Annotated in this window: 18 protein-coding genes and 4 tRNA genes; 7 read left to right on the forward strand and 15 right to left on the reverse strand. The window is 71.3% G+C overall.

The window, feature by feature from the left end:
• Window positions 1–25: 25 nt before the first annotated feature.
• Window positions 26–1,390 carry an MFS transporter gene (locus MZC64_RS14460; protein ID WP_247756661.1) on the reverse strand — a complete coding sequence of 455 codons (1,365 nt, stop codon included), beginning with the start codon at window positions 1,388–1,390 and terminating at the stop codon, window positions 26–28.
• On the reverse strand, window positions 1,387–2,622 hold the full coding sequence (locus tag MZC64_RS14465; RefSeq protein ID WP_247756660.1) for an NAD(P)/FAD-dependent oxidoreductase: 1,236 nt from the start codon (window positions 2,620–2,622) through the stop codon (window positions 1,387–1,389). The genes MZC64_RS14460 and MZC64_RS14465 overlap by 4 nt, the downstream gene beginning before the upstream one ends.
• Window positions 2,623–2,975: 353 nt before the next feature.
• On the opposite strand from MZC64_RS14465, the gene MZC64_RS14470 reads away from it, so the two are divergent.
• Entirely contained in the window at window positions 2,976–3,758 is a 783-nt protein-coding gene (locus MZC64_RS14470; protein WP_247756659.1) for an MOSC domain-containing protein, read from the forward strand.
• On the opposite strand, the gene MZC64_RS14475 is transcribed toward MZC64_RS14470, so the two are convergent.
• Window positions 3,755–4,657, reverse strand: coding sequence for a LysR substrate-binding domain-containing protein (locus tag MZC64_RS14475; RefSeq protein WP_247756658.1), 903 nt, complete (start codon window positions 4,655–4,657; stop codon window positions 3,755–3,757). The genes MZC64_RS14470 and MZC64_RS14475 overlap by 4 nt on opposite strands.
• 86 nt (window positions 4,658–4,743) lie before the next feature.
• Between MZC64_RS14475 and MZC64_RS14480 the strand changes: the two genes are divergently transcribed.
• A complete protein-coding gene (locus MZC64_RS14480) occupies window positions 4,744–6,072 on the forward strand; it encodes an aspartate aminotransferase family protein (protein WP_247756657.1) in 1,329 nt (442 codons plus the stop codon).
• Window positions 6,073–6,169: 97 nt separating this feature from the next.
• On the opposite strand, the gene MZC64_RS14485 is transcribed toward MZC64_RS14480, so the two are convergent.
• The 4 genes from MZC64_RS14485 to MZC64_RS14500 all read right to left on the reverse strand — a co-directional run bounded on the left by MZC64_RS14485 (window position 6,170) and on the right by MZC64_RS14500 (window position 6,554).
• Window positions 6,170–6,241, reverse strand: a tRNA-Arg gene (locus MZC64_RS14485).
• A 47-nt stretch (window positions 6,242–6,288) separates the two neighbouring features.
• A tRNA-Ser gene (locus MZC64_RS14490) sits at window positions 6,289–6,376 on the reverse strand.
• Between the two features lie 10 nt (window positions 6,377–6,386).
• Window positions 6,387–6,472, reverse strand: a tRNA-Ser gene (locus MZC64_RS14495).
• A gap of 8 nt (window positions 6,473–6,480) precedes the next feature.
• Window positions 6,481–6,554, reverse strand: a tRNA-Arg gene (locus MZC64_RS14500).
• A gap of 278 nt (window positions 6,555–6,832) precedes the next feature.
• On the opposite strand from MZC64_RS14500, the gene MZC64_RS14505 reads away from it, so the two are divergent.
• On the forward strand, window positions 6,833–7,351 hold the full coding sequence (locus MZC64_RS14505; RefSeq protein ID WP_247756656.1) for an RICIN domain-containing protein: 519 nt from the start codon (window positions 6,833–6,835) through the stop codon (window positions 7,349–7,351).
• Here the strand turns inward: MZC64_RS14505 and MZC64_RS14510 are convergent.
• Window positions 7,333–8,157: an AfsR/SARP family transcriptional regulator gene (locus MZC64_RS14510; RefSeq protein ID WP_247756655.1), complete on the reverse strand. Its 825-nt coding sequence runs from the start codon at window positions 8,155–8,157 to the stop codon at window positions 7,333–7,335. The genes MZC64_RS14505 and MZC64_RS14510 overlap by 19 nt on opposite strands.
• A gap of 100 nt (window positions 8,158–8,257) precedes the next feature.
• Here MZC64_RS14510 and MZC64_RS14515 point away from each other — a divergent pair, with 100 nt between their 5' ends.
• The 3 genes from MZC64_RS14515 (at window position 8,258) to MZC64_RS14525 (ending at window position 11,409) form a co-directional block, all read left to right on the forward strand.
• The gene (locus MZC64_RS14515; protein WP_247756654.1) at window positions 8,258–9,220 is read left to right on the forward strand and encodes a helix-turn-helix domain-containing protein; all 963 of its coding nucleotides are present in this window, start codon (window positions 8,258–8,260) and stop codon (window positions 9,218–9,220) included.
• A 26-nt stretch (window positions 9,221–9,246) separates the two neighbouring features.
• Window positions 9,247–9,741 (forward strand): DUF309 domain-containing protein, encoded by a 495-nt coding sequence (locus MZC64_RS14520; protein ID WP_247756653.1) that lies wholly within the window; start codon window positions 9,247–9,249, stop codon window positions 9,739–9,741.
• A gap of 192 nt (window positions 9,742–9,933) precedes the next feature.
• Window positions 9,934–11,409, forward strand: coding sequence for an MFS transporter (locus MZC64_RS14525; RefSeq protein ID WP_247797701.1), 1,476 nt, complete (start codon window positions 9,934–9,936; stop codon window positions 11,407–11,409).
• Here the strand turns inward: MZC64_RS14525 and MZC64_RS14530 are convergent.
• A complete protein-coding gene (locus tag MZC64_RS14530; RefSeq protein ID WP_247756651.1) occupies window positions 11,401–11,934 on the reverse strand; it encodes a helix-turn-helix domain-containing protein in 534 nt (177 codons plus the stop codon). The genes MZC64_RS14525 and MZC64_RS14530 overlap by 9 nt on opposite strands.
• A 38-nt stretch (window positions 11,935–11,972) precedes the next feature.
• On the opposite strand from MZC64_RS14530, the gene MZC64_RS14535 reads away from it, so the two are divergent.
• Window positions 11,973–13,280, forward strand: coding sequence for a hypothetical protein (locus MZC64_RS14535; protein ID WP_247756650.1), 1,308 nt, complete (start codon window positions 11,973–11,975; stop codon window positions 13,278–13,280).
• A gap of 12 nt (window positions 13,281–13,292) precedes the next feature.
• Here MZC64_RS14535 and MZC64_RS14540 read toward each other — a convergent pair whose 3' ends face one another.
• The 6 genes from MZC64_RS14540 to MZC64_RS14565 all read right to left on the reverse strand — a co-directional run bounded on the left by MZC64_RS14540 (window position 13,293) and on the right by MZC64_RS14565 (window position 22,350).
• The gene (locus MZC64_RS14540) at window positions 13,293–16,070 is read right to left on the reverse strand and encodes a DUF5682 family protein (protein WP_247756649.1); all 2,778 of its coding nucleotides are present in this window, start codon (window positions 16,068–16,070) and stop codon (window positions 13,293–13,295) included.
• On the reverse strand, window positions 16,067–17,179 hold the full coding sequence (locus tag MZC64_RS14545; protein WP_247756648.1) for an AAA family ATPase: 1,113 nt from the start codon (window positions 17,177–17,179) through the stop codon (window positions 16,067–16,069). Before MZC64_RS14545 ends, MZC64_RS14540 begins: the two co-directional genes overlap by 4 nt.
• An 11-nt stretch (window positions 17,180–17,190) precedes the next feature.
• Window positions 17,191–18,561, reverse strand: a complete 1,371-nt coding sequence (locus MZC64_RS14550; protein ID WP_247756647.1) for a VWA domain-containing protein — start codon at window positions 18,559–18,561, stop codon at window positions 17,191–17,193.
• Complete coding sequence (locus MZC64_RS14555) at window positions 18,558–19,931, reverse strand: hypothetical protein (RefSeq protein WP_247756646.1); 1,374 nt, start codon at window positions 19,929–19,931, stop codon at window positions 18,558–18,560. The genes MZC64_RS14550 and MZC64_RS14555 overlap by 4 nt, the downstream gene beginning before the upstream one ends.
• Window positions 19,931–20,434: a hypothetical protein gene (locus tag MZC64_RS14560; protein ID WP_247756645.1), complete on the reverse strand. Its 504-nt coding sequence runs from the start codon at window positions 20,432–20,434 to the stop codon at window positions 19,931–19,933. Before MZC64_RS14560 ends, MZC64_RS14555 begins: the two co-directional genes overlap by 1 nt.
• Before the next feature lie 284 nt (window positions 20,435–20,718).
• Entirely contained in the window at window positions 20,719–22,350 is a 1,632-nt protein-coding gene (locus MZC64_RS14565; RefSeq protein ID WP_247756644.1) for a CdaR family transcriptional regulator, read from the reverse strand.
• Between the last annotated feature and the right edge of the window lie 12 nt (window positions 22,351–22,362).

Below are 22,362 nucleotides of genomic sequence, written 5' to 3' on the forward strand. Positions count from 1 at the left end.
AGCAGTGGCCTTCCACATCAGGTCCTCATGGAGACAGGGTTTCCAGCGGGCGGCGGGCGGTTTCCACGCCGTAGAGGGCGACGGTGAGCGCGCCGAGGACGCTGGCCACGGCCAGCACGGCGAACACCGGGGTGATGCCGCCGCCGGTGCCGACCGCCAGGCCGGTGATGATCGGGCCGGTGATGACGCCGAGGCGGGCGAACACGCCACCGATGCTCGCGCCCGCCGCGCGCGATCGGGTGGGGTACAGCTCGGGGCCGTAGAGGTTGAGTGCCAGGTTGACCGCGAAGACGAAGAACGCGGCGGTGGAGACGAACAGCAGCACGCCCAGGCCGGTCGCCGGTGCGACCAGCGCGGCCGCCGTGAGCACCACCGCCCCGCCGGACAATCCCGTGATCAGACCGGCTCGTCTGCCCACCCGGTCGACGGAGACGGCGATCAGGATGCTGCCGGCGAACCCGGCGACAGTGGTGATCATGCTGTAGGTGAGCGAGGTGCCCACGTCCAGGTGGAAGACGCTGGTGTAGATCGTGGGCAGCCAGGAGGTGAGGCCGTAGTTCACCAGGAACGAGACGAACCACAGCACCGAGACCACGACCGTGCGGCGCAGATACCTGCCCCGGAACAGATCCAGCACGCTCGCGGAATCACCGGCGCTGACCGGCGGCGCCGGCGCCGCCGCGGGATCGGGCAGCGGGCCGAACTGCCTGCGCGCCGACGCCTCGAACCGGTCCACGACCGCCTCGGCCTCCTGGTGGCGGCCTCGGGCGGCCAGCCACCGGGGCGATTCGGGCACCGTCCGCAACGCGATCGCCAGCAGCACCGGCAGCGCGCCCACCGCGAACAGGACCCGCCAGCCGAAGACGGGCACCACCCAGGCGGAGACCAGCGAGGCGGCCGCGAGCCCCGCCACGAAAGCCAGTTCGTAGACGAGCACGAACCTGCCGCGCGAGCGCGGGCCGATGATCTCGCTGATGTAGGTGGCGGCCACCAGCACCTCGCCGCCGATGCCGATGCCCTGCAGGAATCTGGCTGCCTGCAACCATTCGATGCCCGGCGCGAGCGCGGCGAACAGGCTGCTCAGGGAGTACAGCAGCAGGCACCACAGCACCACCGGCACCCGGCCGAAGCGGTCGGCCAGCCTGCCGGTGAGCAGCGCGCCGAGCAGCATGCCGACCGAGCCGACGGTGATGGTGAACGTGGTCGCGACCGCGCCCAGGTGGTACTCGGACCGCAGGGCGGGCAAGGCGTAGGCGATGAGCAGCTGGTCGAAGCCGTCGAAGAAGGTGACCGCGCCGATCACCAGCCGCGCCCGGACGGTCAGCCTGGACACCGGCAGCCGGTCGATGCGCGCCGCGATCAGCGCGCCGTGGTTGACCGTACTGGTCATCGGCGACAGTCTCCCGCCAGGTTGAGGATGCCGAGTTGCTCGGCCGTCTTGTTATGCAGGCCCGCGACGCGTTCGGCGACCTCGCGACGGCGCACCGGATCGGCCAGCCAGGCGTAGTTCCGCAGCACGTGCTCGTCCACCTCGGGACCGGTCGCGGTCTGGACCAGGGTCTGTTCGTGCGAGGAGGCCAGCACGATCTCGTTCGCCGGGCGGCGCAACCGGTCGTAGAGATCCAGGGTCGCCGCGCCGTCCAGGGTGCGCCGCACCACGGCGGCCAGCACGTCCGCGTCCAGCATCGCCATGTTCATGCCCTGTCCCAGGGTCGGCGGGACCACGTGGGCCGCGTCGCCGACCAGGCAGAGGTTGCCCTGGACGTAGCGCTCGGCGTGCGCGAGGTGGGCGCGGTAGGTGTGCGGGTCGCCCGCCAACGCCGAGGGCGCACCGGCCAGCATCGGGGCTCGGGCCACCATCCGCCGCCACAGCCGCCCCGGTTCCAGGGCCCGCCATGCCATCTCCTCGGCCACCGGGAGCTGCACGGCGACCCGCACCTGCGTGCCACCGTCGAGCGGGATGATCATGGTGATCCCGTCCGTGCCGACATAACGTGCGGTGCGGTGGTCCAGCTGCGGCGCGTCCGGGCGCGGGCAGGTGGTCATCAGGTGCACGTGGTCGTAGCGGTACCGCTGCTCGAACCGGATACCGGCGGCCCGGCGCAACCGCGAGGCGGGGCCGTCGGCGGCCACCACGATCCGGCCGAGCGCCCGGAACGGCTCGCCCCCGATCGTGCCGGTGACCCCGCGCAGCGCGCCGTCGCGGTCGTCGAACAGTGGCGCGGACACTCGCGCGCCCCGCCGCACCGACACCAGATCGCCGTGCCCGGCGAAGGCGGCGTGCAGGGCACGGTGGATGTTGGTGTGCCGCAACACCGTCTGATGTGGATGATCGATCTCCAGGTCCGCGAAGCCCCACTCGCCAAGGAATCCGTGCACCCGGTGGTGGATACCCGAGGCCACCACCTGATAACCGTGGATGTGCGGCAACACGCCCCACTTGTCGAGCAGCCCCAGCGACAGGGGCTGGATGACGTCACCCCGGTTGAGTTCGGGGAAGTCGGCCGAACGTTCCAGCACGATCGAGGACACGCCAACGGTGGCCAGCGCGTGCGCGGTGCTGGCACCGGCGACACCACCGCCCACGATCACCACGTCGGCGTCCCAGTACAACGACGGCATGCTGCGAAGGTAGGCAGATCCCACCTCTGATTCAACGACGGCCCCGGCACCTCTGCCTGTTCGCGCAACCTGGTTTGCGCGAACAGTGCGGGCACTGCCGGCAGCCTCAGTGAGGCATCGCCGCGGCTGCGCTGCTCTCACCTGAGGGCATCGACCTGCTGGGCCTGCACTTCTGCGCTGGACCCCACGAACAGTCCCCCGCGGGAGGTTGGTCTGGCCCAGCGCAGCCGGGTTGATCGACTGGTCCCGGATCGCGTGCAGCGTCATCCGCCGGCCTCGACTCAAGAACAACCCAATCTGCCAGGACTTCCTAGGGCCTCCTCCGCGGAGGAGGCCCTAGTACCTTGGGGCGCATGGCAATCGTGCACTCGCTGGCGGTGTACCCGATCAAGGGGTGTGCCGGGGTTGTCCTGGAGCGGGCCGAGGTGACGCCGACCGGGTTGGCCCACGACCGGCTGTTCGCGGTGGTCGGGCCGGACGGGGACACCTGCTGGCAGGGTGCGACACCGCGACTGGCGGTGATCCGCGGTCAGTTGCGGCACGAGGGCGCGAAGCTGGCGTTGAGCGCGCCCGGCGCAGGTGAGCTGGTGCTGGATGTGGACGTGGACGGGGCGGCTCGGCCGGTCGAGGTGGAGAAGTGGCCGGGGGCCGGGATCGACCAGGGCGAGGAGGCCGCTGAGTGGGTGTCCGGGGTGGTCGGTCAGCCGGTCCGGCTGGTGCGTGAGCCTGCCAGGGCGAGTCGGACCGGGGTCGATCCGACCGCGTTGCTGGTGCTCTCACTGTCCTCTTTGGATGGTCTGAACGAGCGGATCCTGGAGCGGGGGGCCGATCCGGTGCCGATGGACCGGTTCCGGCCCAACATCGTCATCAGCGGCTGGCCCGAGCCGCACACCGAGGATCGGGTGGAGCGGATGACCGTCGGTGGCGCCCGGATCGGCTTTGGCGAGCTGGCCATCCGCTGCGCGGTCACCCTGGTCGACCAGTCTGTCGGGACGCGGGTCGGACCCGAGCCGTTGCGCACCCTGGCCACCTACCGCCGGGAACCCGACGGGGTGAGCTTCGGGCTGAAGGCGGCTGTGCTCCGCCCCGGCTCAATCGCCGTCGGCGATGCGGTCACCGTCGAGGAATGGCGCTAGGGGCCGGACAGTCCCGCGGGCACCGGCAGGCGGCGGATGGTTTCCAGCAGCAGGTTCACCGCGGGGCGCGGCCGGGCGCCCTGGCGCAGCACCGCGGTGATGGTGCGGGTGACGGCCGGGCTCAGTTCGCGGGTGGCGACCCGGTAGCGGTGGTCGACGGCCAGTGCGGGCAGCAGTGCCACCGACAGGCCGGCCTCCACGTGCTGCAGGGTCATCAGGTAGTTGCTGAACCGGCACACCACCCTCGGCTCGAACCCGGCCTGGCGGCACAGCCGGGTGGTCACGTTGGCCATGTAGGAGCCGGGCATGTCGAAGGCCCACGGCTCGCCCGCGCAGGTGGCCAGGTCCACCGGGCCGTGTCCGGCCTGCTCGGGTGGGACCACCAGCACCACCGGGTCCACGGCCAGGGGCACCACGTCGACGTCCGGGCCCAGTGGGATCTCCACGAAGTCCGGGGTGGTGATGATCAGGTCGACCTCGCCGACCCGCAGGGCCGGGATGCTCTCGTGCGGTTCCAGCTCCAAGAGTTCGATCTCCAGGTGCGGGTGGGTGCGGGCGAGCTGGGTGGCCGCGGGCACGGCCAGGCTGTGGATGGCGCTCTGGAAGGCGCCCAGCCGGACCAGGCCGGTGGGTTCCTCGCCGAGCACGCGCAGTTCGGCCTCGACGGTGTCCATGTGGTCCAGGATCGACCGCGCGTGCCGGGCCAGCAGCTGCCCGGCCGGGGTCAGCCGGACCCGGCGGCCGGTGCGTTCCAGCAGCTGAGTGCGGGTTTCCGTTTCCAGCACGGCGAGTTGCTGGGACACGCTGGAGGCGCTCTGGCTGGCCGCCTGGGCGACCGCGCGCACGGTGCCCAGGGTGTCCAGCTGGCTCAGCAGTCGCAGCCGCCACGGGTTCAGCATGCCGCCATTGTTGTTCGGTTCCGCCGAACAGGACAGTTGGAATTGTGAGCTGGACCCGTTGCTCGGGCGGTCGTAGCGTCGAGGTCATGGCTGCTCCGACCACCGGTACCCCGGTCACCGAGTTCTGGGCCGACGTCGACCGCCACCTGGTGCGTTACGGCGGCACGTTCACCCCCGAGATCATCGCCAGCGCGGAAGGCAGCTTCCTACGCACCGAGGATGGCCGCCGGATCCTGGACTTCACCTCAGGGCAGATGAGCGCGATCCTCGGCCACTCGCACCCGGCCATCGTCGAGACGGTGCGCCGCCAGATCGGCACCCTGGACCACCTGTTCAGCGGCATGCTCAGCCGCCCGGTGGTCGAGCTGGCCCGCCGCCTGGCCGGGACGCTGCCCGCGCCGCTGGAGAAGGTGCAGCTGCTGACCACCGGCGCGGAGTCCAACGAGGCCGCGCTGCGCATGGCGAAACTGGTCACCGGCAAGCACGAGATCGTCTCCTTCGCCCGGTCCTGGCACGGCATGACCCAGGCCGCGGCCGGCGCCACCTACAGCGCGGGCCGCCGTGGCTACGGTCCGGCCGCGCCCGGCAACTTCGCCATCCCGGCGCCCAACACCTACCGCCCGGACTTCCTCGCCGCCGACGGCACCCTGGACTGGCGGCGGCAGCTGGACTTCGGCTTCGACCTGATCGATGCCCAGTCCACCGGCAACCTGGCCGCCTGCCTGGTCGAACCGATCCTGTCCTCCGGCGGCGTGCTCGAACCCCCGCCCGGCTACTTCGCCGCCCTGCGCGCGAAGTGCCGCGAACGGGGCATGCTGCTGATCCTGGACGAAGCCCAGACCGGCCTGTGCCGCACCGGCACCTGGTACGCCTTCGAACGCGACGGCATCGTCCCCGACATCCTGACCCTGTCCAAAACCCTGGGCGCCGGACTGCCGCTGGCCGCGGTGATCACCAGCGCGGAGATCGAACAGGAGGCGCACGACCGCGGCTACCTGTTCTTCACCACGCATGTCTCCGACCCGCTGGTCGCCGCGGTCGGCAACACCGTGCTCGACGTGCTGGAACGCGATGGCCTGGACCAGCGGGCGGTGCGGCTGGGCGAGCTGTTGCGGGCGGGGTTGCACGAGTTGGCGCAGCGGCACCAGGTGGTCGGCGATGTGCGTGGCCGCGGGTTGCTGGTGGGGCTGGAACTGGTGGTGGACCGGGAGACCAAGCAGGGCTCGGACGCGCTCGGCGCGGCGGTGACCCAGCGGTGCCTGGAACTGGGGCTGCACATGAACATCGTGCAGCTGCCGGGGATGGGCGGGGTGTTCCGGATCGCGCCGGCGCTGACCGCCACCGAGCAGGAACTGGGACTGGGACTGGAGATTCTCGACCAGGCCATCGGCGAGGTGACCGCGAACTGGCCGTGATGGTCGCGCGCCGTGGTGCCGACCCACGTGCGCCGGGATCATGACTCCCGGCTGGCTGCCGAGCCGCGCGCGGTGCCCGCCCGGACCGGGCGGGCCGTGCCCTCAGCAGGAATCGAACCTGCATCGCCGCCTTCGGAGGGCGGCATCTTCTCCGTTGGACCATGAGGGCTGGGATGAAACACGCCGCTGCGCCACGGGGCGACGCTTGCGGTGCTGCGGAGAATGCAGGGATCGAACCTGCGCGACGCTCATCACGCCGACCACCGTTTTCGAGACGGCTGCCTTCCCACTCGGCCAATTCTCCTTGTTGCGCGCGGAGGGCGCGCGGATCGAACGCGCGCCGGATTGCTCCGGACCTCGGCTTAGCAAGCCGGTGCCTTAACCACTCGGCCAGCCCTCCATTACCCGCACCCCTGCCAGGACTCGAACCTGGGACCTCCGCATTCGTAGTGCGGCGCTCTGTCCAACTGAGCTACAAGGGTAAACAGAAATACATTCAGGCACACCAAATAAGAGAAGCCGCCCTTATCGGTTTCCCGATGGGCGGCTCCCTGGACACGACGCGGTGCACGTCATGGCGGGGAGCCGGTGCTGCTTGACGAGGATCGTCGGGAGTGACGCCGCATACTGGTCATGTCCCCTCCTCGCTCGTGGTGTGCGTTCATCATTACCGACCGCCGGGCGCGGGTCAATCCCCTTTCCGCAATGGATCCAAGAATTCTCCAAGAACTGCCCATGGCGACTCCGGCACGGTGCTCCCATGCGAACACACAGCAAAATCGCGATCTTCGTCGCGATAGTCACCATGGTCATCCTCAGCGCCGGAACAACGGCCTCCGCCGCGGCGCCGCCGCCGTTCACCGCGCACATGAAGTTCCTGCACAGCGGGAAGTGCCTGGAGACCGCCAACAACGCCGGGCACAACGGGGCCCGGGTCCAGCAATGGGACTGCCTGGCGCAACCCGCCGCGTACTGGATCTTCAACCTGGACCCCGCGAAGGGCGTGTGGATCCAGCACCGGGAGCACCCCGGCCAGTGCCTCAAGATCGCCGGGCCCAGCAAGGCCAACGGCGCGAGGGCCGAGCTGTACACCTGCGCGGGCCAGGCCGAGGCGTACTGGGAGTTGCGCCAGAAGGAGAACGACCCGCGATACTTCTACCTGCGCAACGTCTACAGCGGGAAGTGCCTGCAGATCGCCGGGCGCAGCATGGCCAACGGGGCGGTCGCCGAGCAGTGGGACTGCCAGGGTCAGCAGAACGCCTACTTCAACCGGGACTGAACTCCGGCGTACTGCCTGGGGCCGGTGTGGGCCGGTTGCCTGCGCCAGCCCCAGCCAACGCGCTCACCGGGCCACGGGGCCAGGCCGCGCAGGATCCGGCAGTGCAGTTCCCGAAGCGGCGCACCGGGATCCACGCCCAGCTCGGTCACCAGCCTGGTGCGCAGCACCGCGAAGCGCTCCAGGGCCTCGGCCGCCCGGCCGGACTGCCAGAGCGCGGTCATCAGTTGAGCGGCGGCGCGTTCGTCCAGTGGGCGGGCGGTGGCCCTGCCGGTGAGGGCGGGCAGCAGCTCGGAGTGGCGGCCCTGGCACAGGGCGAGGTCGGCGTGGTCCAGTTCGGCGATCAGGCGTTGGGCGTGCAGGGTGTCGCGCAGGCTGTTGAACCAGGGCAGGTCCACTCCGGCGCAGAACTCGCCCCGCCACAGCGCGAGCGCCTGCTCGAACCGGGTGGTCGCGCGGTCGGGGTCCGGTTCGGCGCGGGCGCGGCGGAGCAGGTCCTGGAAGCAGTGCAGGTCCAGTGCGGGTTCGGGGGTGGCGAGCAGGTAGCCGCCGGTGCTGCGTTCGATCGCGGCCCCACCTGCCTCGGCCAGGATCGCGCGCAGTCTGGAGAGGTAGGAGTACAGGGTGGCTCGGCTGCTGGGTGGCCGGTGGTCACCCCAGAGACGATCTTCCAGTACTGGCAACGGAACCGGGCGGCCGGCCTCGGCCAGCAGGGCCGCCAGGACCACGCGTTGTTTGGCGTGACCCAGGTGAATCCGGCGGTTGCCCGAGTACATCTCGATCGCGCCCAGCAGAGCGAAACTCACCATGTGCAGCACACTTTCCCCCTTGACCCATCCCCCTCCAGGTTGAGTGCCGCGCTACCTCGGGGTAAGGGTGCTGGCGGTCAGCTCTCGATAGATTCGCGCCATGCTGGTGACCGGGGGGCGACGCCTGCGGGTGGTGGTGCCGTTGCTGGGCGGGGTGGGGTTGTTCGAGCTGGCGGTGCCGTGCGAGGTGTTCGGCTGCGACCGGGTGGATCTGACCCCGCGCTGGTACGAGTTGACGCTGTGCCAGGCCGATCCCGGGCCGCGGCGCACCCCGGACGGGCTGCGGCTGGAGGCGCCGGAGGGCCTGGCCGCGCTGGAGGCGGCCGATCTGGTGGTGGTCCCGGCCGGCATCTCCTCGCGGCCGCCGGAATCGCTGCTGCACGCGCTGCGGCGGGCCCATCGCCGCGGCGCGCGGCTGGCCGCGGTGTGCTCGGGGGTGTTCGTGCTGGCCGCGGCCGGGTTGCTGGAAGGCCGGACGGTGACCACGCACTGGATGTACGCCGAGCGGTTGCGGCGGGAGTACCCGGGCATCCGGGTGGCGGAGAGCGCGCTGTACACCGACGACGGCGACATCCTCACCAGCGGCGGCACCGCGGCCGGGATTGACCTGTGCCTGCACATCGTGCGCAAGGACTTCGGCACCGCGATCGCCGCCGAGGTCGGGCGGCGGATGGTGATCGCCCCGCACCGGGACGGCGATCAGACCCAGTACATCCCGCCGCCCGCCGCGCTCGCGGGGCACACCGACAGTCTGGGCTCGGTGCTGGACTGGGCGCTGCACCGGCTGCACGAGCCGTTGACGTTGCGGCAGTTCGCCGAGCGGGCCGCGATGAGCACCCGGACCTTCGGACGGCACTTCACCCGGCAGGTCGGCCTCACCCCGCTGCGCTGGCTCAACCAGCAGCGGCTGACCGCGGCCAGGGAACTCCTGGAGACCACCGACCTCACCGTGGACCGCATTGCCGAGCGCACCGGATTCGCCACCGGCCAGCTGCTGCGCCAGCACTTCCGCCGCGCGCTGAGCACCACCCCGTCGGCCTACCGGCGCACCTTCGGCGCCTGAGCGCCCGGCGGTGGGATGATGGGCGGGTGAGTACGGATGGCAGTGCGCAGCAGCTCGACCGCGACCGCGACGACGAAGGCCGCGCCCGCAACGCCCGCCCACGGGACGGCCTGGGCAGACCACTCCCGCACGGCGCACCCGGCATCGAGCGCCTGCCCGAGGGAGTCGTCCGCACACCGGAGGTGACGCTGACCGAGGCGCAACGGCTCCTTGACGCGGGCATGCCCTTCCACGCGCACGAGATCCTGGAGGACGCCTGGAAGTCCTCCGCCGAGGAACACCGGATGCTGTGGAAGGGCCTGGCGCAGCTGGCGGTGGGCGCCACCCACGCCGCCCGCGGCAACCGGACCGGCGCGTTCAGCCTGCTGCAGCGCGGCGCCGGGAACATCGAGGCGTACCGGCAGGATCCGCCGTACCGGATCGACGTGGCCGGGTTGCTCGGGTGGGCCCGCACCGAGGCCGCCGAGCTGGAGCACGGGCTCGGGCAGCTGAGCACACCCCGGCTGCGCGCCGCCGGCTGAGGCTCACTTCCTGGGCTGCCGCAGCACCTTCGAATGTCCACAGTGGACACATGGACCTGCAGGGCTATTTCCGGACGCGCCACCGATTTCTCGGTGCAATCGGACTAGCGCGGACGGGCGATGGCGAAACCCGATCCCGGCAATACCGTTGTCCGGCAAGGAAGTAGGCCGAGCAGCGAGAGCGAGGTCCGGATGTCCGTCGCGCTGTCCCCGCCAACGCGGCCCTACCAAGCGATCATGGTGGCCGGTGCGGCGACCACCATCATCTGCTCGATCGTCGGGTTCTTCCGCGCGTTCCTGATGGACACCACCGGCATGCCCATGCCAGGGATGGCCGCCCCCGGCGACAGCATCCTGCACGGCATGCCACTGGCCGAGATGCCGGAGATGTTCCTGGCAGGCGCGGGAATCCTGGCCACCCTGGCCGCCGCGGTGTGGCAGGGCACGGTGCGCGAACCCGCCCGCGTCGCCACCGGAACCCGCAGCCGGGCTTTGGTCGCGCTGGTGGCCACCGCCGCACTGGCCATCGACATCAGCAAAACCTCCACCCTGGGCTTCGTCATCCCCGGCATGCGCCTGGAGTACGGCATCAGTCCGCAGACAGCCTCGCTGCTCGCGGTCGGCGGCCTGGCCGGTACCGCCACCGGCGCCCTGCTGTTCACCCGCCTGGCCGAACGGATCGGCCGCCGCAACTCCTACCTCATCGCCGTGCTCGCCTTCACCGCGACCAGCATGTGCGGCTGCATGCCCACCTTCGCCGGCAACGTGGTGATGTGCTTCCTGATGGGCACCGCCGTCGGCGGCCTGGCCCCACTGCTGATCACCATGCTCGCCGACCTGTTCCCCGGCGGCGCCCGCGGCCCGGTGGTCGCCGGTTTGTCCATGGTGGCCACCGCGATCGGCTACCTCATCGCCTCCGGCTCCGCGCTCTGGCTGGAACCCACCTACGGCTGGCGGGTGCTGTGGCTCATCGGCGCCCCCACCGGCCTGCTCCTGGTCCTGGCCACCTTCCTGGTCCCCGACCGCACCACCCAGCCCACCCCGGAAACCCACCCCCAGCGCCACGCCCGCAACGCCTTCGGCGCCCGCCTGCAATGGCTCTACGCCGCCACCGTCGGCCTGCTCACCTTCGGCCTCACCACCTGGGTCCCCTCCCTGGCCAGGGCCAGCGGCCTCACCCTCACCACCGCCAACGCCCTGCTCACCGCGGTCGCGGTCGTCATGGTCCCCTGCGCGGTGCTGCTCGCCCTGATCTACCGCCGCACCGGCCCCATCCCCCTGGCCGTCCGCCTGGCCCTGTGCACCGCCGCCCTCCTGCTCGCCCTCACCGCCTCCGGCCTCACCGCAGCCGTCTCCTGGCTCTCCGCCGCGGTCCTGGCCGCCGCCCTGTTCGCGGTCAACACCATGGCCGCGGTCTTCCTCCCCATCGCCGCCGACCTGGCCGACCCACAACGCCGCGGCCGCGCCACCGGCACGGTGTCCTTCTTCAACCGCCTCGGCGGCCTGACCGGCCCGGTGGTCCTGGCGCTGATCGTGTCCTCGGTGACCGATGTGCTGCTGGCGGTCGCGGGGCTGGCGCTGCTGTGCGGCGCGATCGCCTGGCACACCGGGCGCCGGCATCGCGCGGCCACCGTGCTCGAACCGGAGTCCCAGCGCCCGTCACCCTGACGGCTCAACCGGGAACATGATCGGGCTGAGCAGGTACTGCGCGCGGTCCGCTGCCGGTTGGTTGGTCAGCCGGGGCAGCAGCACCCGGCGCAATTCGCCGATCATCTCTTCCAGTTCCTCCCGGCTGAGCCACACCGCGTGTTGCCGGTAGCCGACCAGGTCCGCCGTCGGGTTGCTGTTCTCCCGGTCCAGGTAGGCGTTGAACTCGGCGACCAAAACAGCCATCGCCGTGGCGAACACGCGGCGGTGGTCCTCGGAGGTGGCTGCCGCCACTGCTTCGGCGTCGACGGCGGCGCGGTCGTGGCGGAGGCGGTAGCGGCGTTCGACCGCGCCGCGGACCCGGCGTTCCTCGGCCACCTCCAGGATTCCCGCGGTCGCGAGCAGGTCGACGTGGCGGTAGACCATGGCTTTCGAGGTGTCCGGGAGGCGGGCGCACAGCTGGGCGGTGGTGAGTTCCCGGCCGCCGCTCATGGCGTGCACGATCCGCAGGCGTACCGGGTGGGCCAGCAGTTCCAGGGTGTCCACCCGAGAACGATCTCATGTCGTGCTACCGTTCGCAAAGGATGAGAACGGTTGACGAGGGGATGACCATGGGCGCGGATCCGGTGGTGCTGGCGACAACGGTGGTGGCGATGGCGCGGGAGGGGCGGTTCGCGGAGGTCGAGGAGTTGTTCTCGCCGCGGTTGCGCGCGGCCGCACCGTCACCGGCGTTGCGGGTGGGGTGGGAGGGGCAGCTCGCCAAGGTCGGGGCGATCGTCTCGGTCGGGGACCCGGTGTGCGAGCCCGCGGGGGCCGGGCTGGTGCGGGCGAGTGTCCCGGTGACCTGTGCGCGCGGTGGGCTCACCGTGGTGTTGTCGGTGGACGACGACGGCAGCTTGCACGATCTGGTGCTCCGGCCACCGGCCGCGGCGTGGGCGCCACCGCGTTATGCCACGCCGCGGAAGTTCACTGAGCAGGAGATCACGGTCGGCTCCGGGCCGCTGGCGGTGCCCGGCACGCTGACCCTGCCGCGCGGGTCCGGTCCGCATCCGGCGGTGGTGATGCTCACCGCGGGGCCGTTCGACCGGGACCTGACCACCGGGCCGAACAAGCCGTTCAAGGACCTGGCCTGGGGACTGGCCAGTCGCGGGGTGGCCGTGCTCCGCTTCGACAAGGTCACCTACGTGCACGGACAGGCCGCGCTGGCACCCGGCTTCACCATGGTCGAGGAGTACGTGCCGCACGCGGTGGCGGCGGTTCGGCTGCTCCAGCAACAGCCGGGGGTGGATCCGGCGCGGGTGTTTGTGCTGGGGCACAGCGGGGGCGGCAAGGCGGCGCCGCGGGTCGCGGCGGCCGAGGGCTCGGTGGCCGGGCTGGTGATCCTGGCCGGGGACACGGTGCCGTTGCCGCGGGCGGTCGTCCGGGTCGCGCGCTACCTGGCCGAGTTGGATCCCGGGCCCGGCTCGGCGGCCATGCTGGCGTCCTTGACCCGGCAGGCCGCGCTCATCGACGACCCCGACCTGTCACCGGCCACCCCCGCCGCCGATCTGCCGCTCGGCTGGCCTGCCTCCTACTGGCTGGACCTGCGTGCCTACGACCCGGTCGGCACCGCGGCCGCCCTGGACAAGCCGATGCTCATCCTGCAGGGCGGCCGCGACTACCAGGTGACCGAGGCCGAGGATCTCGCCGGTTGGCGGGCGGGGCTGGCGCACCGGGCGGACGTGGTCATCCGGGTGCACGAGGCGGACGACCACCTGTTCTTCGCCGGGTCCGGGCCGTCCACCCCGGCGGACTACGAATCACCCCGGCACGTTGATCCGGCGGTGGTCGCCGACATCGCCGACTGGCTGCTCCCCCGCCGGGGTTTGTTCGCCCGGCTCGTCGCCCGCTGAGGGCGCACCGGCTCACAACGCGGCCAGCACCTCCGCCAATGCCACCGCCGTGTCCGGGTGGCGGCTGATCAACTCCGCGCCCGCCGGGGCTGAACCCGTTGCCGCCCAAGGGTCCGTGCAGCCCAGCAGACTCGCCACCACGTCGCAGGCAGCGGGATGCGCCGCCAGCAACGTGCTGCCCTGACCACTCGCCGACCGCCGCACCGGTACCGGTTCCGGCTGGGCGCGCCAGGGCGGCACCCACTCGTCCAGTGCCGCCAGCCTGCCGGGGAAAACCCGGCCCGCTTCCCGGCTCAGCACCGGCACCAGTTGGCTGCCGCGGGCGCGCAGGGTGGTGATCAGGGTGGGCAGCCAGGGCAGCAGCAGGTGGTCGGGCAGGCGGGCGAAGGCGTTGGAGATGGCCTCCACCACGAAGTCGGCCAGGCCGGGGGCCGGTTCCAGGGCGTGTACGAAGCCGCTGAGGTAGCGGGGGTAGGCGGGCAGCACCAGGGGGTTGGCCAGCAGGTCGTCGCAGCGGGTGCGCAGCTCGGCGCGGGACAGGGTGCCGAGCTGGACCTGGGCGGCCCACAGCAGGGCGACCTTGGCCGGGTCCCGCGGGTGGGACTGGGCGATGGCGAGTTCGAGCTGGGTGCGGTCGCAGCCCAGGGACAGGGCCAGGGTTTCCATGCTGAACAGGAAGCCGAGCATGGCCGCGACCTGGTCCACGCCCGCGTCCTCATCGGTGAAGGCGGTCGGCAGCAGGGTGCAGTAGTGGGCGTAGCCGGTCTTGACGAAGGACTCGATCCAGGCCGGCAGGGCCGGTTGGCTGGTGCGGTAGTAGGAGAGCAGGCGGCGGACCCGGCGCAGGACGTCGGGGGCACCGTCCACGGTGCGTTCGGTGGCCAGCACCTCCAGCGCGCGGGTGCCGAGTTCGCCTGCCAGGCGGTGGCTGCGCAGGTACAGCGTGGCGTCCTCGACGGCTTCGAGGACGTCGGCCGCGGTGGCCCGAGGGTGGTAGGCGTTGCGGCGCAGGCGTTGTTCCAGGACCTGTTCCAGGCTGACGCCCTCGTAGCCGAGTTCGATCAGCGCCCGCTGGTGGGTGCCAAGGGCCAGGTCCCAGGACTCCTGGATCGGGCGTTCGCCGAGGCTGCGCTGACCCATGATCGGGCGGGCCGCGCCGTGCGGCATCAGGTAGCGCAGCATCCACAGCACATCCGAACACCGCTCCAGCTCGGGCTGACCGGCGATGTCGAGCAGGGCTCGTTGCACACCACGCTGCTGGAGCTTGAGGTTGAGCGGCGCGAGGCGGTCGTGCACGTCGCGGGCCAGTGGCGGCAGCGCGTCATAGCCGACCTGGCCGATCCGGTCGCCGCCCATCATGATCTCCACGATGCGGCGCACATCGCGCCTGCCCGGCACCACGTCCTTCTCGATGCAGGTGACCGCCGCGTCCTGGAAGTCATACGGTGTCGGCTTGGCCCGATCACGCATCCCGGCCAGCAGGATCGAGGTCTCGTACACCGAGATCGCGTCCGCGGTGGAGGCCAGGTAGCCGTTGCGGCGGGCCGCGCGGACGATCTCCACCGACCAGCCCAGCAACTCGGCCTGGTCCACCTCGTCGAGCACGGCAGGCCGTCGCAGGAAGCCGGTGAGCTGGTCGGCGGTGTCGACGGCGGGCACCGGGTTTGGCAGGGTGGCGGGCTTCTTCCGTTTGCTGCCACCGACCTGGCCGTCGAGCTGGAACGGGGGCACCTTGGTGCGCTTGACGTTCTTGGCCCATTCGGTGGCCGCGATCGACACCGAACCCGCGGCCAGACCGAACTGCGCCTCGATCGCGGCGTGGCTGGACGGGATCAGCCCGTACTGCCAGGTGCTCGCGCTCGGCGGGCTGATCACGAACTCATCCGTGCCCTCGATGCCGAACTCCGCGACCCGGCTGGCCGCGTGGAAGGCGCCGCAGACGTAGAGGCAGTCGGCGGGATCCGTACCGGTGGCGGCCAAGTGCTCCCGCATCCGGGTCCACATGTAGCGCTCGCGGTCCTCATCCACCCGCACCCGGTGCGGATCACCGGGTGCCAGCCGCCGGAACAGGCTGCCGATCAACAGCATCACCTGCCGGTAGGTGTCGTGATCGCTGTCGCCCAGCGGCAGTTCCACGTACTGGTGCCACCACTCCGACCAGTGCCGCACCCGCCCGTGCCGCAGCAGGTGCTCCTCCAGTTCGCCGAAGCGCGGTCGCAGGTCGCCGATCTCCACGCCGATCGCGTCGCCGTGCAGCGCGGCTTCCTCCTCCGCAGGCGGCGCGTCCGGGTCGAGGGCGGGTGTTTCCCTTTCCTCCCACTGGAAGACGTGGTCGGCGGAGCGGTCGACCAGGACCAGTTCCACGCCTGGGGTGTCCAGGGCGTAGGCGATGGCCTGGTACTCCGCGGATGCCTCGGTGATCGGCGCGACCACTGACAGCGGCGCCCACTCGGCCGGGAAGCCGTCGACCTCGGTGGCGAATGCCTGCACCGCCACCGGCAGCCGGCAGTTGCGCAGTTCGGTCAGCAGCGGGGCCAGGTCCTCGCACAGCTCCAGGTAGACCACCTTGGGCTGTTTCTCGCGCAGCCGCCGGGCCATCGCCACGGCCGAGGCCGGGGAGTGGTGGCAGACCGGGAAGATCTCCAGCGGCTCGCGCACCGCGCGGTCCACATCGTCCACGATGCCGAGCAGGATCCCTTCCAGCGCACCGGGTCCGTCGGCGAACTCGGCCGCGGCACCGCTGAGCTGGCCGCGCAGCGCGGCGAACGCGCCGCCCTCCGCCGCGCTCACGCGAGGCTGGCGATCGCGTCCCGACCGCCCTCCAGGAACTCCGGCCAGTCCCCGCCCTCGTCCTTGCTGCGCGGTTCGACCACGCCGTGCAGGTACTTGTTGAGGATGGCCAGATCCTCCGGTTCCCGCCGGGCCAGCGAGCCGACCAGCGAGGAGGCCAGGGTGCGGGCGGTCAGCGCCTGCTGGCCGAAGAAGTTGCTGTGCAGGATGGCGTCCTCCAGCACGCCGATCTGCTCCGCGGTGGACAGCGCGGACTCCAGCTTCTCGTCGTCACTGCCCGCCGCGGCAGCCGAGGCCCGCAGGTCGGCGAAACTGCGCAGCAGCACATCCAGCAGGGTGGGCGGCACGTCCAGCTCGATCTGGTGCCGCCGCAACAGTTCCTCGGTGCGGAAGCGGACGATCTCGGTCTCGCTCTTCTTGTTGGTCACCACCGGGATGCGCACGAAGTTGAACCGGCGCTTGAGCGCGGAGGACAGGTCGTTGACGCCGCGGTCCCGGCTGTTGGCGGTGGCGATGATGGAGAAACCGGGCTTGGCGAAGACAATACTGTCGCTGTCCAGTTCGGGCACGGAGATGTACTTCTCGGACAGGATGGAGATCAGCGCGTCCTGCACATCGCTGGTGGAGCGGGTCAGTTCCTCGAACCGGCCCAGCTGACCGGTCTCCATCGCGGTCATGATCGGCGAGGGGATCATCGAGGCCCTGGACTGGCCCTTGGCGATGACCATGGAGACGTTCCAGGAGTACTTGATGTGGTCCTCGGTGGTCCCGGCGGTGCCCTGCACGACCAGGGTGGAGTTGCGGGAGATGGCCGCGGCGAGCAGTTCGGCCAGCCAGCTCTTGCCGGTGCCGGGGTCGCCGATGAGCAGCAGACCGCGGTCGGAGGCCAGCGTGACAATGGCCCGCTCGACGATGCCGCGGTCGCCGAACCACTTCTGCGCCACCGGGCGGTCCAGGCCGTCGGCGCGTTCGGCGCCCAGCACGAACAAGCGCACCATCTTCGGGGACAGCCGCCAGGAGAACGGCTTGGGGCTGTCGTCGATGGACTCCAGCCAGTCCAGCTCCTCCGCGTACTTGAGTTCGGCCGGTGCGCGCAACAGGTCGGACATCGTGGTGCCTTTCAGGAAGTCAGGAAGGTCTTGAGTTCGTGCACGAGCTTCTTGATGTGGCCGGAGATCACCGGGGTGCCCAGGTCCTTGAACCGCTCCCGGAACCACGGGTTCACGCTGCCGCGGCCGGAGCTGGTCACCGAGCCCACCGGGATGAATTTGGCCCCGGAGCGGTGGATGGCGGCCATGCTCTCGAAGAGCTGCTCGCCGTGCCACTCGTAGAAGTCGGAGATCCACACCACCACGGTGTTGCGCGGTTCGGCGATCTTGGGCTGGGCCAGCGTCATGGCCACCGTGCCGTCGGTGCCGCCGCCGAGATTGGTGCGCAGCAACGTCTCGAACGGATCCGCCACCCACGGGGTGAGGTCCAGGGCCTGGGTGTCGTAGGCGATGAGGTGCACGTCCACCCTGGGCAGTCCGGCGAAGATCGAGGCCAGAATGGTGCAGTTGACCATCGAGTCGACCATGGAACCGGACTGGTCCACCACCGCGATCAGCCGCTGTGGCGTGGTTTTGCGCGCGGTGTGCCGGTAGTAGAGGCGGTCGACGTAGAGTCGCTCCTCCTCCGGACTCCAGTTGGTCAGGTTCTTCCAGATGGTGCGATCGAGGTCGAGGTTGCGGAAGACCCGCTTGGGCGGCACCGAGCGGTCCAGCGCGCCGACGGTGGCCTTCTGCACCTGGGTGCGCAGCACCTCGGCCACCTCGTCGACGAACCGGCGGATCAGCGCCTTGGCGTTGGCCAGCGCCACTCCGGAGAGATTGTCCTTGTCCCGCAACAGTTGTTCGATCAGCGACATGCTCGGGGTGAGTCGCGCGGCCAGCACCGGATCGGCCAGCACCTCGCGCAGGTGCATGCGCTTGACCAGATCGCCTTCCAGCGCGCCGAGTTCCGGCCCGATCTCCGGCAACAGCGTGCTGAGGTCGGGGGTGGGCGCGCCACCGGTGCCGGTCGGGCTGACCCCGCGGCCCCCGGAACGGTTGCCGCGCAACTCCCCCGGCTTGCAGCCCAGCGCCCGTTCCAGCCAGCCGGCGTCGGCCTGCCAGCGGGAGAGTTGCCCGGCGCTGACCGTGCCGGTGCCGGTGTTGAACACGTTGAGCAGCACCTTGGACACCAGCGCCGCCCGCCGCACCTCGGCCGCGCCATCGCGTTCGTCCTGGGCCGCGGGCAGCATCAGACCGTCGAACTCCGCGGCCAGCTCCGGGTGCCGCTGCACGATCGAGTCCACCGCGACCTGCGGGTCCAGCAGGGCAGGCGGCAGGCCGATGTCCTCGACCACGGCCAGGCTGGCCGATTCCAGACTCGCCTGCTCATCCTGGTCGAACAGCCGGGCGAGCAGCCGCCAGTACAGGACCTGGCGGCGGTTCTCGTGCGTCTGAGTCATTTCCGCAACAGCCTTCCGGCGCGCTCCCGCAGCACCGCGGTGGCCTCGGTGGCGGCCTTCTCGGCCTTCACACCGGCCTTGTCCGTGGTACCCCCGGCCCACGCACCCGCATGCAGGGCAACGGTTTTCTTGCGCGCGGTGGTCTCCACGGCGAGCGGCTGAACGCTGAATTCCCCGGCGTCCCAGCGCAGCAGCCCGAGGCAGGCGGTGGAGGTCGCGACCGCAGCCGGGGTGAGCGGCCCGGCGGCCGGGACCCGGTCTGCGGCCACGCTCAGCCGCGCTCCGGCGACGACGAAGGTCACCGTGTCGTCCTCGCGTTCGACGGCGTAGCCCTCCAGGAACACCGGGACGGCCAGGCTGGCCGGATGCCGGTCCAGGGGTGCGGCGGGCGAGTTGATCGCGGTGGGCAGGGCCACCCGCGCGGTGACGAAGGCGTCGGCGGGTTCGCCGGTGCGGGCGTGCTCGTCCCGCCAGATGAGGTCGCCTTCGGCGGTGATCGGCATGGTGGTGAGGTCCATCGAACGGCCCTCGCCGAGTGCTGCCAGGAGGGACAGGTGCGGGCGGAGCAGCTGCCAGATCCCGGCGCCGATCACGGTGTCCGGCTTGGGCGTGGACACGCTGGCCCGCACCAGCCGGGCCGGTCCGCCGTCGGCGGGTTCGAGGATCGCGTGCACCTGGGCCTGCGCCGCGGTGGCGTGCTCGTGCAGGTCCACCCCGAGCGGCAGCAGTCGGCCAGTGACGGCGCCGATCTCCGGCGTGGCAACGGACAGCGTCAGCAGCATGGCCCGCGACCACAGATCGCCCCAGCGGCGGGCTGGCACGCGCTCCAGCGCCGAGCCGGGGCAGGACGCGCCGAGTTCGGCGGCGAATCCGTCCAGCAGCGCGGCCAGGCGACGCAGGGCGGGGTCCGGCAGCAGGGCCGAGATGACCGGCGCCGCACCGGAAATCAGATCCTGGTCGATCCCCCGCCAGCCGGCCCGCGCCAGATCGGACAGCCAGGATCGGGCCGCCAGCAATACATTCGGCACCGAGTCCACAGTGGACTGTTGTTCGAACTCCGCACCGCCGGTCCGTCCGGTGGCCTCGGCCACCCGGTCCAGCAACGCGTCGTGCACCGAGCCGGACAACGCGGTCCGCGCGGCAGCGAGAGCGAGGAAGTGCTCCTCCCCCGCCGCCCCGGCCACCGCCTTCTCCGCCGCCTCGGCCACCCGGCCCGCCAACGGCGATCCCGCCACGGCATCGGCGAGTTCGGCCAGGTCAGCGACCTGCGGCCGCAGCAACCCGGTGACCAGCGCCCGGTCCGCCGCATCGAGCGCGGCCAGTGCCTCGGCCAGCCCCGCGATCGGCTCCACCAGCAGATCGGCCCGCATCACGGCACCGCCCGACTCGCCGGGAACCACTGCATCTCCGGCAACGGCGCGGTGGTCGGGGCCAGTTCCAGATAGGCCAGATGACGCAGGAACCGGCTGAACACCTGGGCCGCCGCGGCACTGTCCGCCTGTGCGGGGTGGGTGCCGCTCATGCCCCAGGCAATGGCCTGGGCGTCGAGTTCCTCGCCCGCGACCTCCACCCGCAGATACCTCGCCACCCGCACCGCGCCGTACTGCAGCACCGACTCGGTGATCAGCGCCTGGATGTGGTTGCAGAACATCCCGCGGGCACCGCCACACGGCCGGTTGTTGTTGGTGCTACAGGAAAACGCGTACGTCCCCACCGCCACCGAGGACACGTAGACCCGGCCGATGTCCGACCCACTGGACACCACCCCCTGCAACCGCCCGTCGGCCAGCTCGACGAACGGCACCTTGGCGAGCTTGCGCGGCCGCGCGGGCGGTAACACCCGGGCAGTGCTCGCCCTCTCCCAGTCTGACAACGCACCATCTCCCTGCGAGGACCCGTCTCCACACCCTGTGGCGGGGACAACGCAGAACGTAGCGGCGACCACCGACAATCCCGATCTTGCCTGGCAGCGCCGCCGCGGACGGCTCCTGCGCGAACCCTCCGGCGTGTTGGCCGTTCCGGACGGCGAGTTGGCCAAACTGGTACGCCAGTTTGGCCCAAGTGGGCGTACCAGTTGGGCCAAGTGGTACGAGTTCGGCCAAGACTGGGTACGACAACGGCCAACACGCCGCCCTTAGCGGCCAACACGGTGGGTGGTTAGCCGCGCCAGAGGCGGAGTTGGAGCATGGCGGCGAAGCGGGCTGCGGGGTCGGTGAGGTCGAGGTCGCCTACCTCGGCCAGGCGGCGCAGGCGGTAGCGGAAGGTGTTGGGGTGCACGAAGACCGCGGCGGAGGCGGCTGCCACGTCGCCGAAGGCGTCCAGCCAGGCGCTGAGGGTTTCCACCAGTGCGCTGTTGTGTTTGCGGTCGTAGGCCAGCAGGCGGGCGACGGGGCCGATGAGGGTGTCGCCGCGTTCGGCGATCAGGTCGGCGAGTTCGAGTAGCAGGCCCTCGCTGTGCACCTCGCTGACCCGCGCCACCGGGTGCCTGCCTCGGCCGGCCCGCAGCACCCGCAGCACCAGGTCGGCGCCGGCGCGGGAGCGAGTCAGGGCCATGCCGTCCACGGCGAGCGGGCCGATGCCGACCAGGATGGGCAGCCGGTCGCCGACCCGGCCGTGGAAGTCGGTGGCGATGCGGTGCACCCGCTCCTCGGCGGCCGGATCATCTTGGGGCACCGGCAGGATCGCGTAGGCGACATCGCCGACGAGGGCGGCGGCGGCGCGTGGGTGCACGGCGCTGAGGTGCATGGCCAGGGCGTCGGCGATCTGCTGGCGTTCGGCGACCAGCTGGGCGTGCTGGGCCGGGTCGTCACCGTGTGACTCGGCCAGGGCGAGGGCGAGCACCACCGCGGACTGATCGGCGAGGCCCAGCCTGCGCACCGCCTCGGCCGCGCCGGGGCCACCTTCCATCGCGGTGCTGACCAGGTCGGCGCGCAGCCTGCGTTGCACGTCGGCGCCCGCGCGCAACCGCATCAGGTGCAGGGCGACCAGTTTGGCCGCGTCGCACAGGGTTTGCGCGCGGTCGTCGGCGAAGGGTTCGCGGACCGCGGCCCAGATGGAGCCGAGGACCTCATCGCCCGCGCGCACGGCCACCGCCATCCGGGGCAGGGTGAGCGCGCCGGGTTCCTCGCTGGGCATGGCGTCCACGAACACCGGCCGTTCGCTGCGGTAGAGCTGTTGGAACACGCCGCGGTCGGCCAGGATCTGGGCGAACCGGGCGGGCACCTGCCTGCCCAGGATGGTCTCCACCCGGGATGGGTCGGCCTGTTCCTGCCGCCCGGAGAAGGCCAGTACCCGGGAGCTGCGGTCCTCGATGGTCACCGGTGCGTCCAGCAGCGCGGCGACCGCGTTGGCCAGCGCGAACAGGTCCCCGGACGGCATGCCGCCGAGGGTTTCCGGGCCGGCTTCGCCCACCTCGCCCTCGGCGATGAGCGAGCGCAGCATGGCGGCGAGCTGGGTCCAGGAGGCGCCGCGGGCCAGGCCGAGCAGGACCACCCCGGACCGGCGCACGGCCGCGGCGATGTCCGCGTCCACCGCCACCGGCCCACGCACCACCAGCGCGGCCGCGCCCTGCCTGCCCAGCGCGTCCAGCCGGGTGACGATCTCGGCCGAGGTGTGCAGGCCGACGCCGAGCACCAGGGCCTGGCGCGGCAGGCCCTGGTCGTCCAGCGGATCGTGGATCACCACCCCGCCGAGCTGCCCGGCCGGGCCGGGGTCGCCGCAGACCAGGTCGACGAGGGTGCTGCCGAGGTCGTCCAGTACGCGGCCGAGTCCGGCCCGGGGGCTGCCCATCAGCTGATTGTC

It is taken from the genome of Crossiella sp. S99.2, from assembly GCF_023094165.1.
Lineage (GTDB): Bacteria > Actinomycetota > Actinomycetes > Mycobacteriales > Pseudonocardiaceae > Crossiella.

Excerpts from the sequence above, each read along its gene's own strand:
- MZC64_RS14460 (WP_247756661.1), bottom strand. The coding sequence starts at position 1,390 with ATGACCAGTACGGTCAACCACGGCGCGCTGATCGCGGCGCGCATCGAC.
- MZC64_RS14465 (WP_247756660.1), bottom strand. The coding sequence starts at position 2,622 with ATGCCGTCGTTGTACTGGGACGCCGACGTGGTGATCGTGGGCGGTGGT.
- MZC64_RS14470 (WP_247756659.1), top strand. The coding sequence starts at position 2,976 with ATGGCAATCGTGCACTCGCTGGCGGTGTACCCGATCAAGGGGTGTGCC.
- MZC64_RS14475 (WP_247756658.1), bottom strand. The coding sequence starts at position 4,657 with ATGCTGAACCCGTGGCGGCTGCGACTGCTGAGCCAGCTGGACACCCTG.
- MZC64_RS14480 (WP_247756657.1), top strand. The coding sequence starts at position 4,744 with ATGGCTGCTCCGACCACCGGTACCCCGGTCACCGAGTTCTGGGCCGAC.
- MZC64_RS14505 (WP_247756656.1), top strand. The coding sequence starts at position 6,833 with ATGCGAACACACAGCAAAATCGCGATCTTCGTCGCGATAGTCACCATG.
- MZC64_RS14510 (WP_247756655.1), bottom strand. The coding sequence starts at position 8,157 with ATGGTGAGTTTCGCTCTGCTGGGCGCGATCGAGATGTACTCGGGCAAC.
- MZC64_RS14515 (WP_247756654.1), top strand. The coding sequence starts at position 8,258 with ATGCTGGTGACCGGGGGGCGACGCCTGCGGGTGGTGGTGCCGTTGCTG.
- MZC64_RS14525 (WP_247797701.1), top strand. The coding sequence starts at position 9,934 with ATGTCCGTCGCGCTGTCCCCGCCAACGCGGCCCTACCAAGCGATCATG.
- MZC64_RS14535 (WP_247756650.1), top strand. The coding sequence starts at position 11,973 with ATGAGAACGGTTGACGAGGGGATGACCATGGGCGCGGATCCGGTGGTG.
- MZC64_RS14545 (WP_247756648.1), bottom strand. The coding sequence starts at position 17,179 with ATGTCCGACCTGTTGCGCGCACCGGCCGAACTCAAGTACGCGGAGGAG.
- MZC64_RS14550 (WP_247756647.1), bottom strand. The coding sequence starts at position 18,561 with ATGACTCAGACGCACGAGAACCGCCGCCAGGTCCTGTACTGGCGGCTG.
- MZC64_RS14555 (WP_247756646.1), bottom strand. The coding sequence starts at position 19,931 with ATGCGGGCCGATCTGCTGGTGGAGCCGATCGCGGGGCTGGCCGAGGCA.
- MZC64_RS14565 (WP_247756644.1), bottom strand. The coding sequence starts at position 22,350 with ATGGGCAGCCCCCGGGCCGGACTCGGCCGCGTACTGGACGACCTCGGC.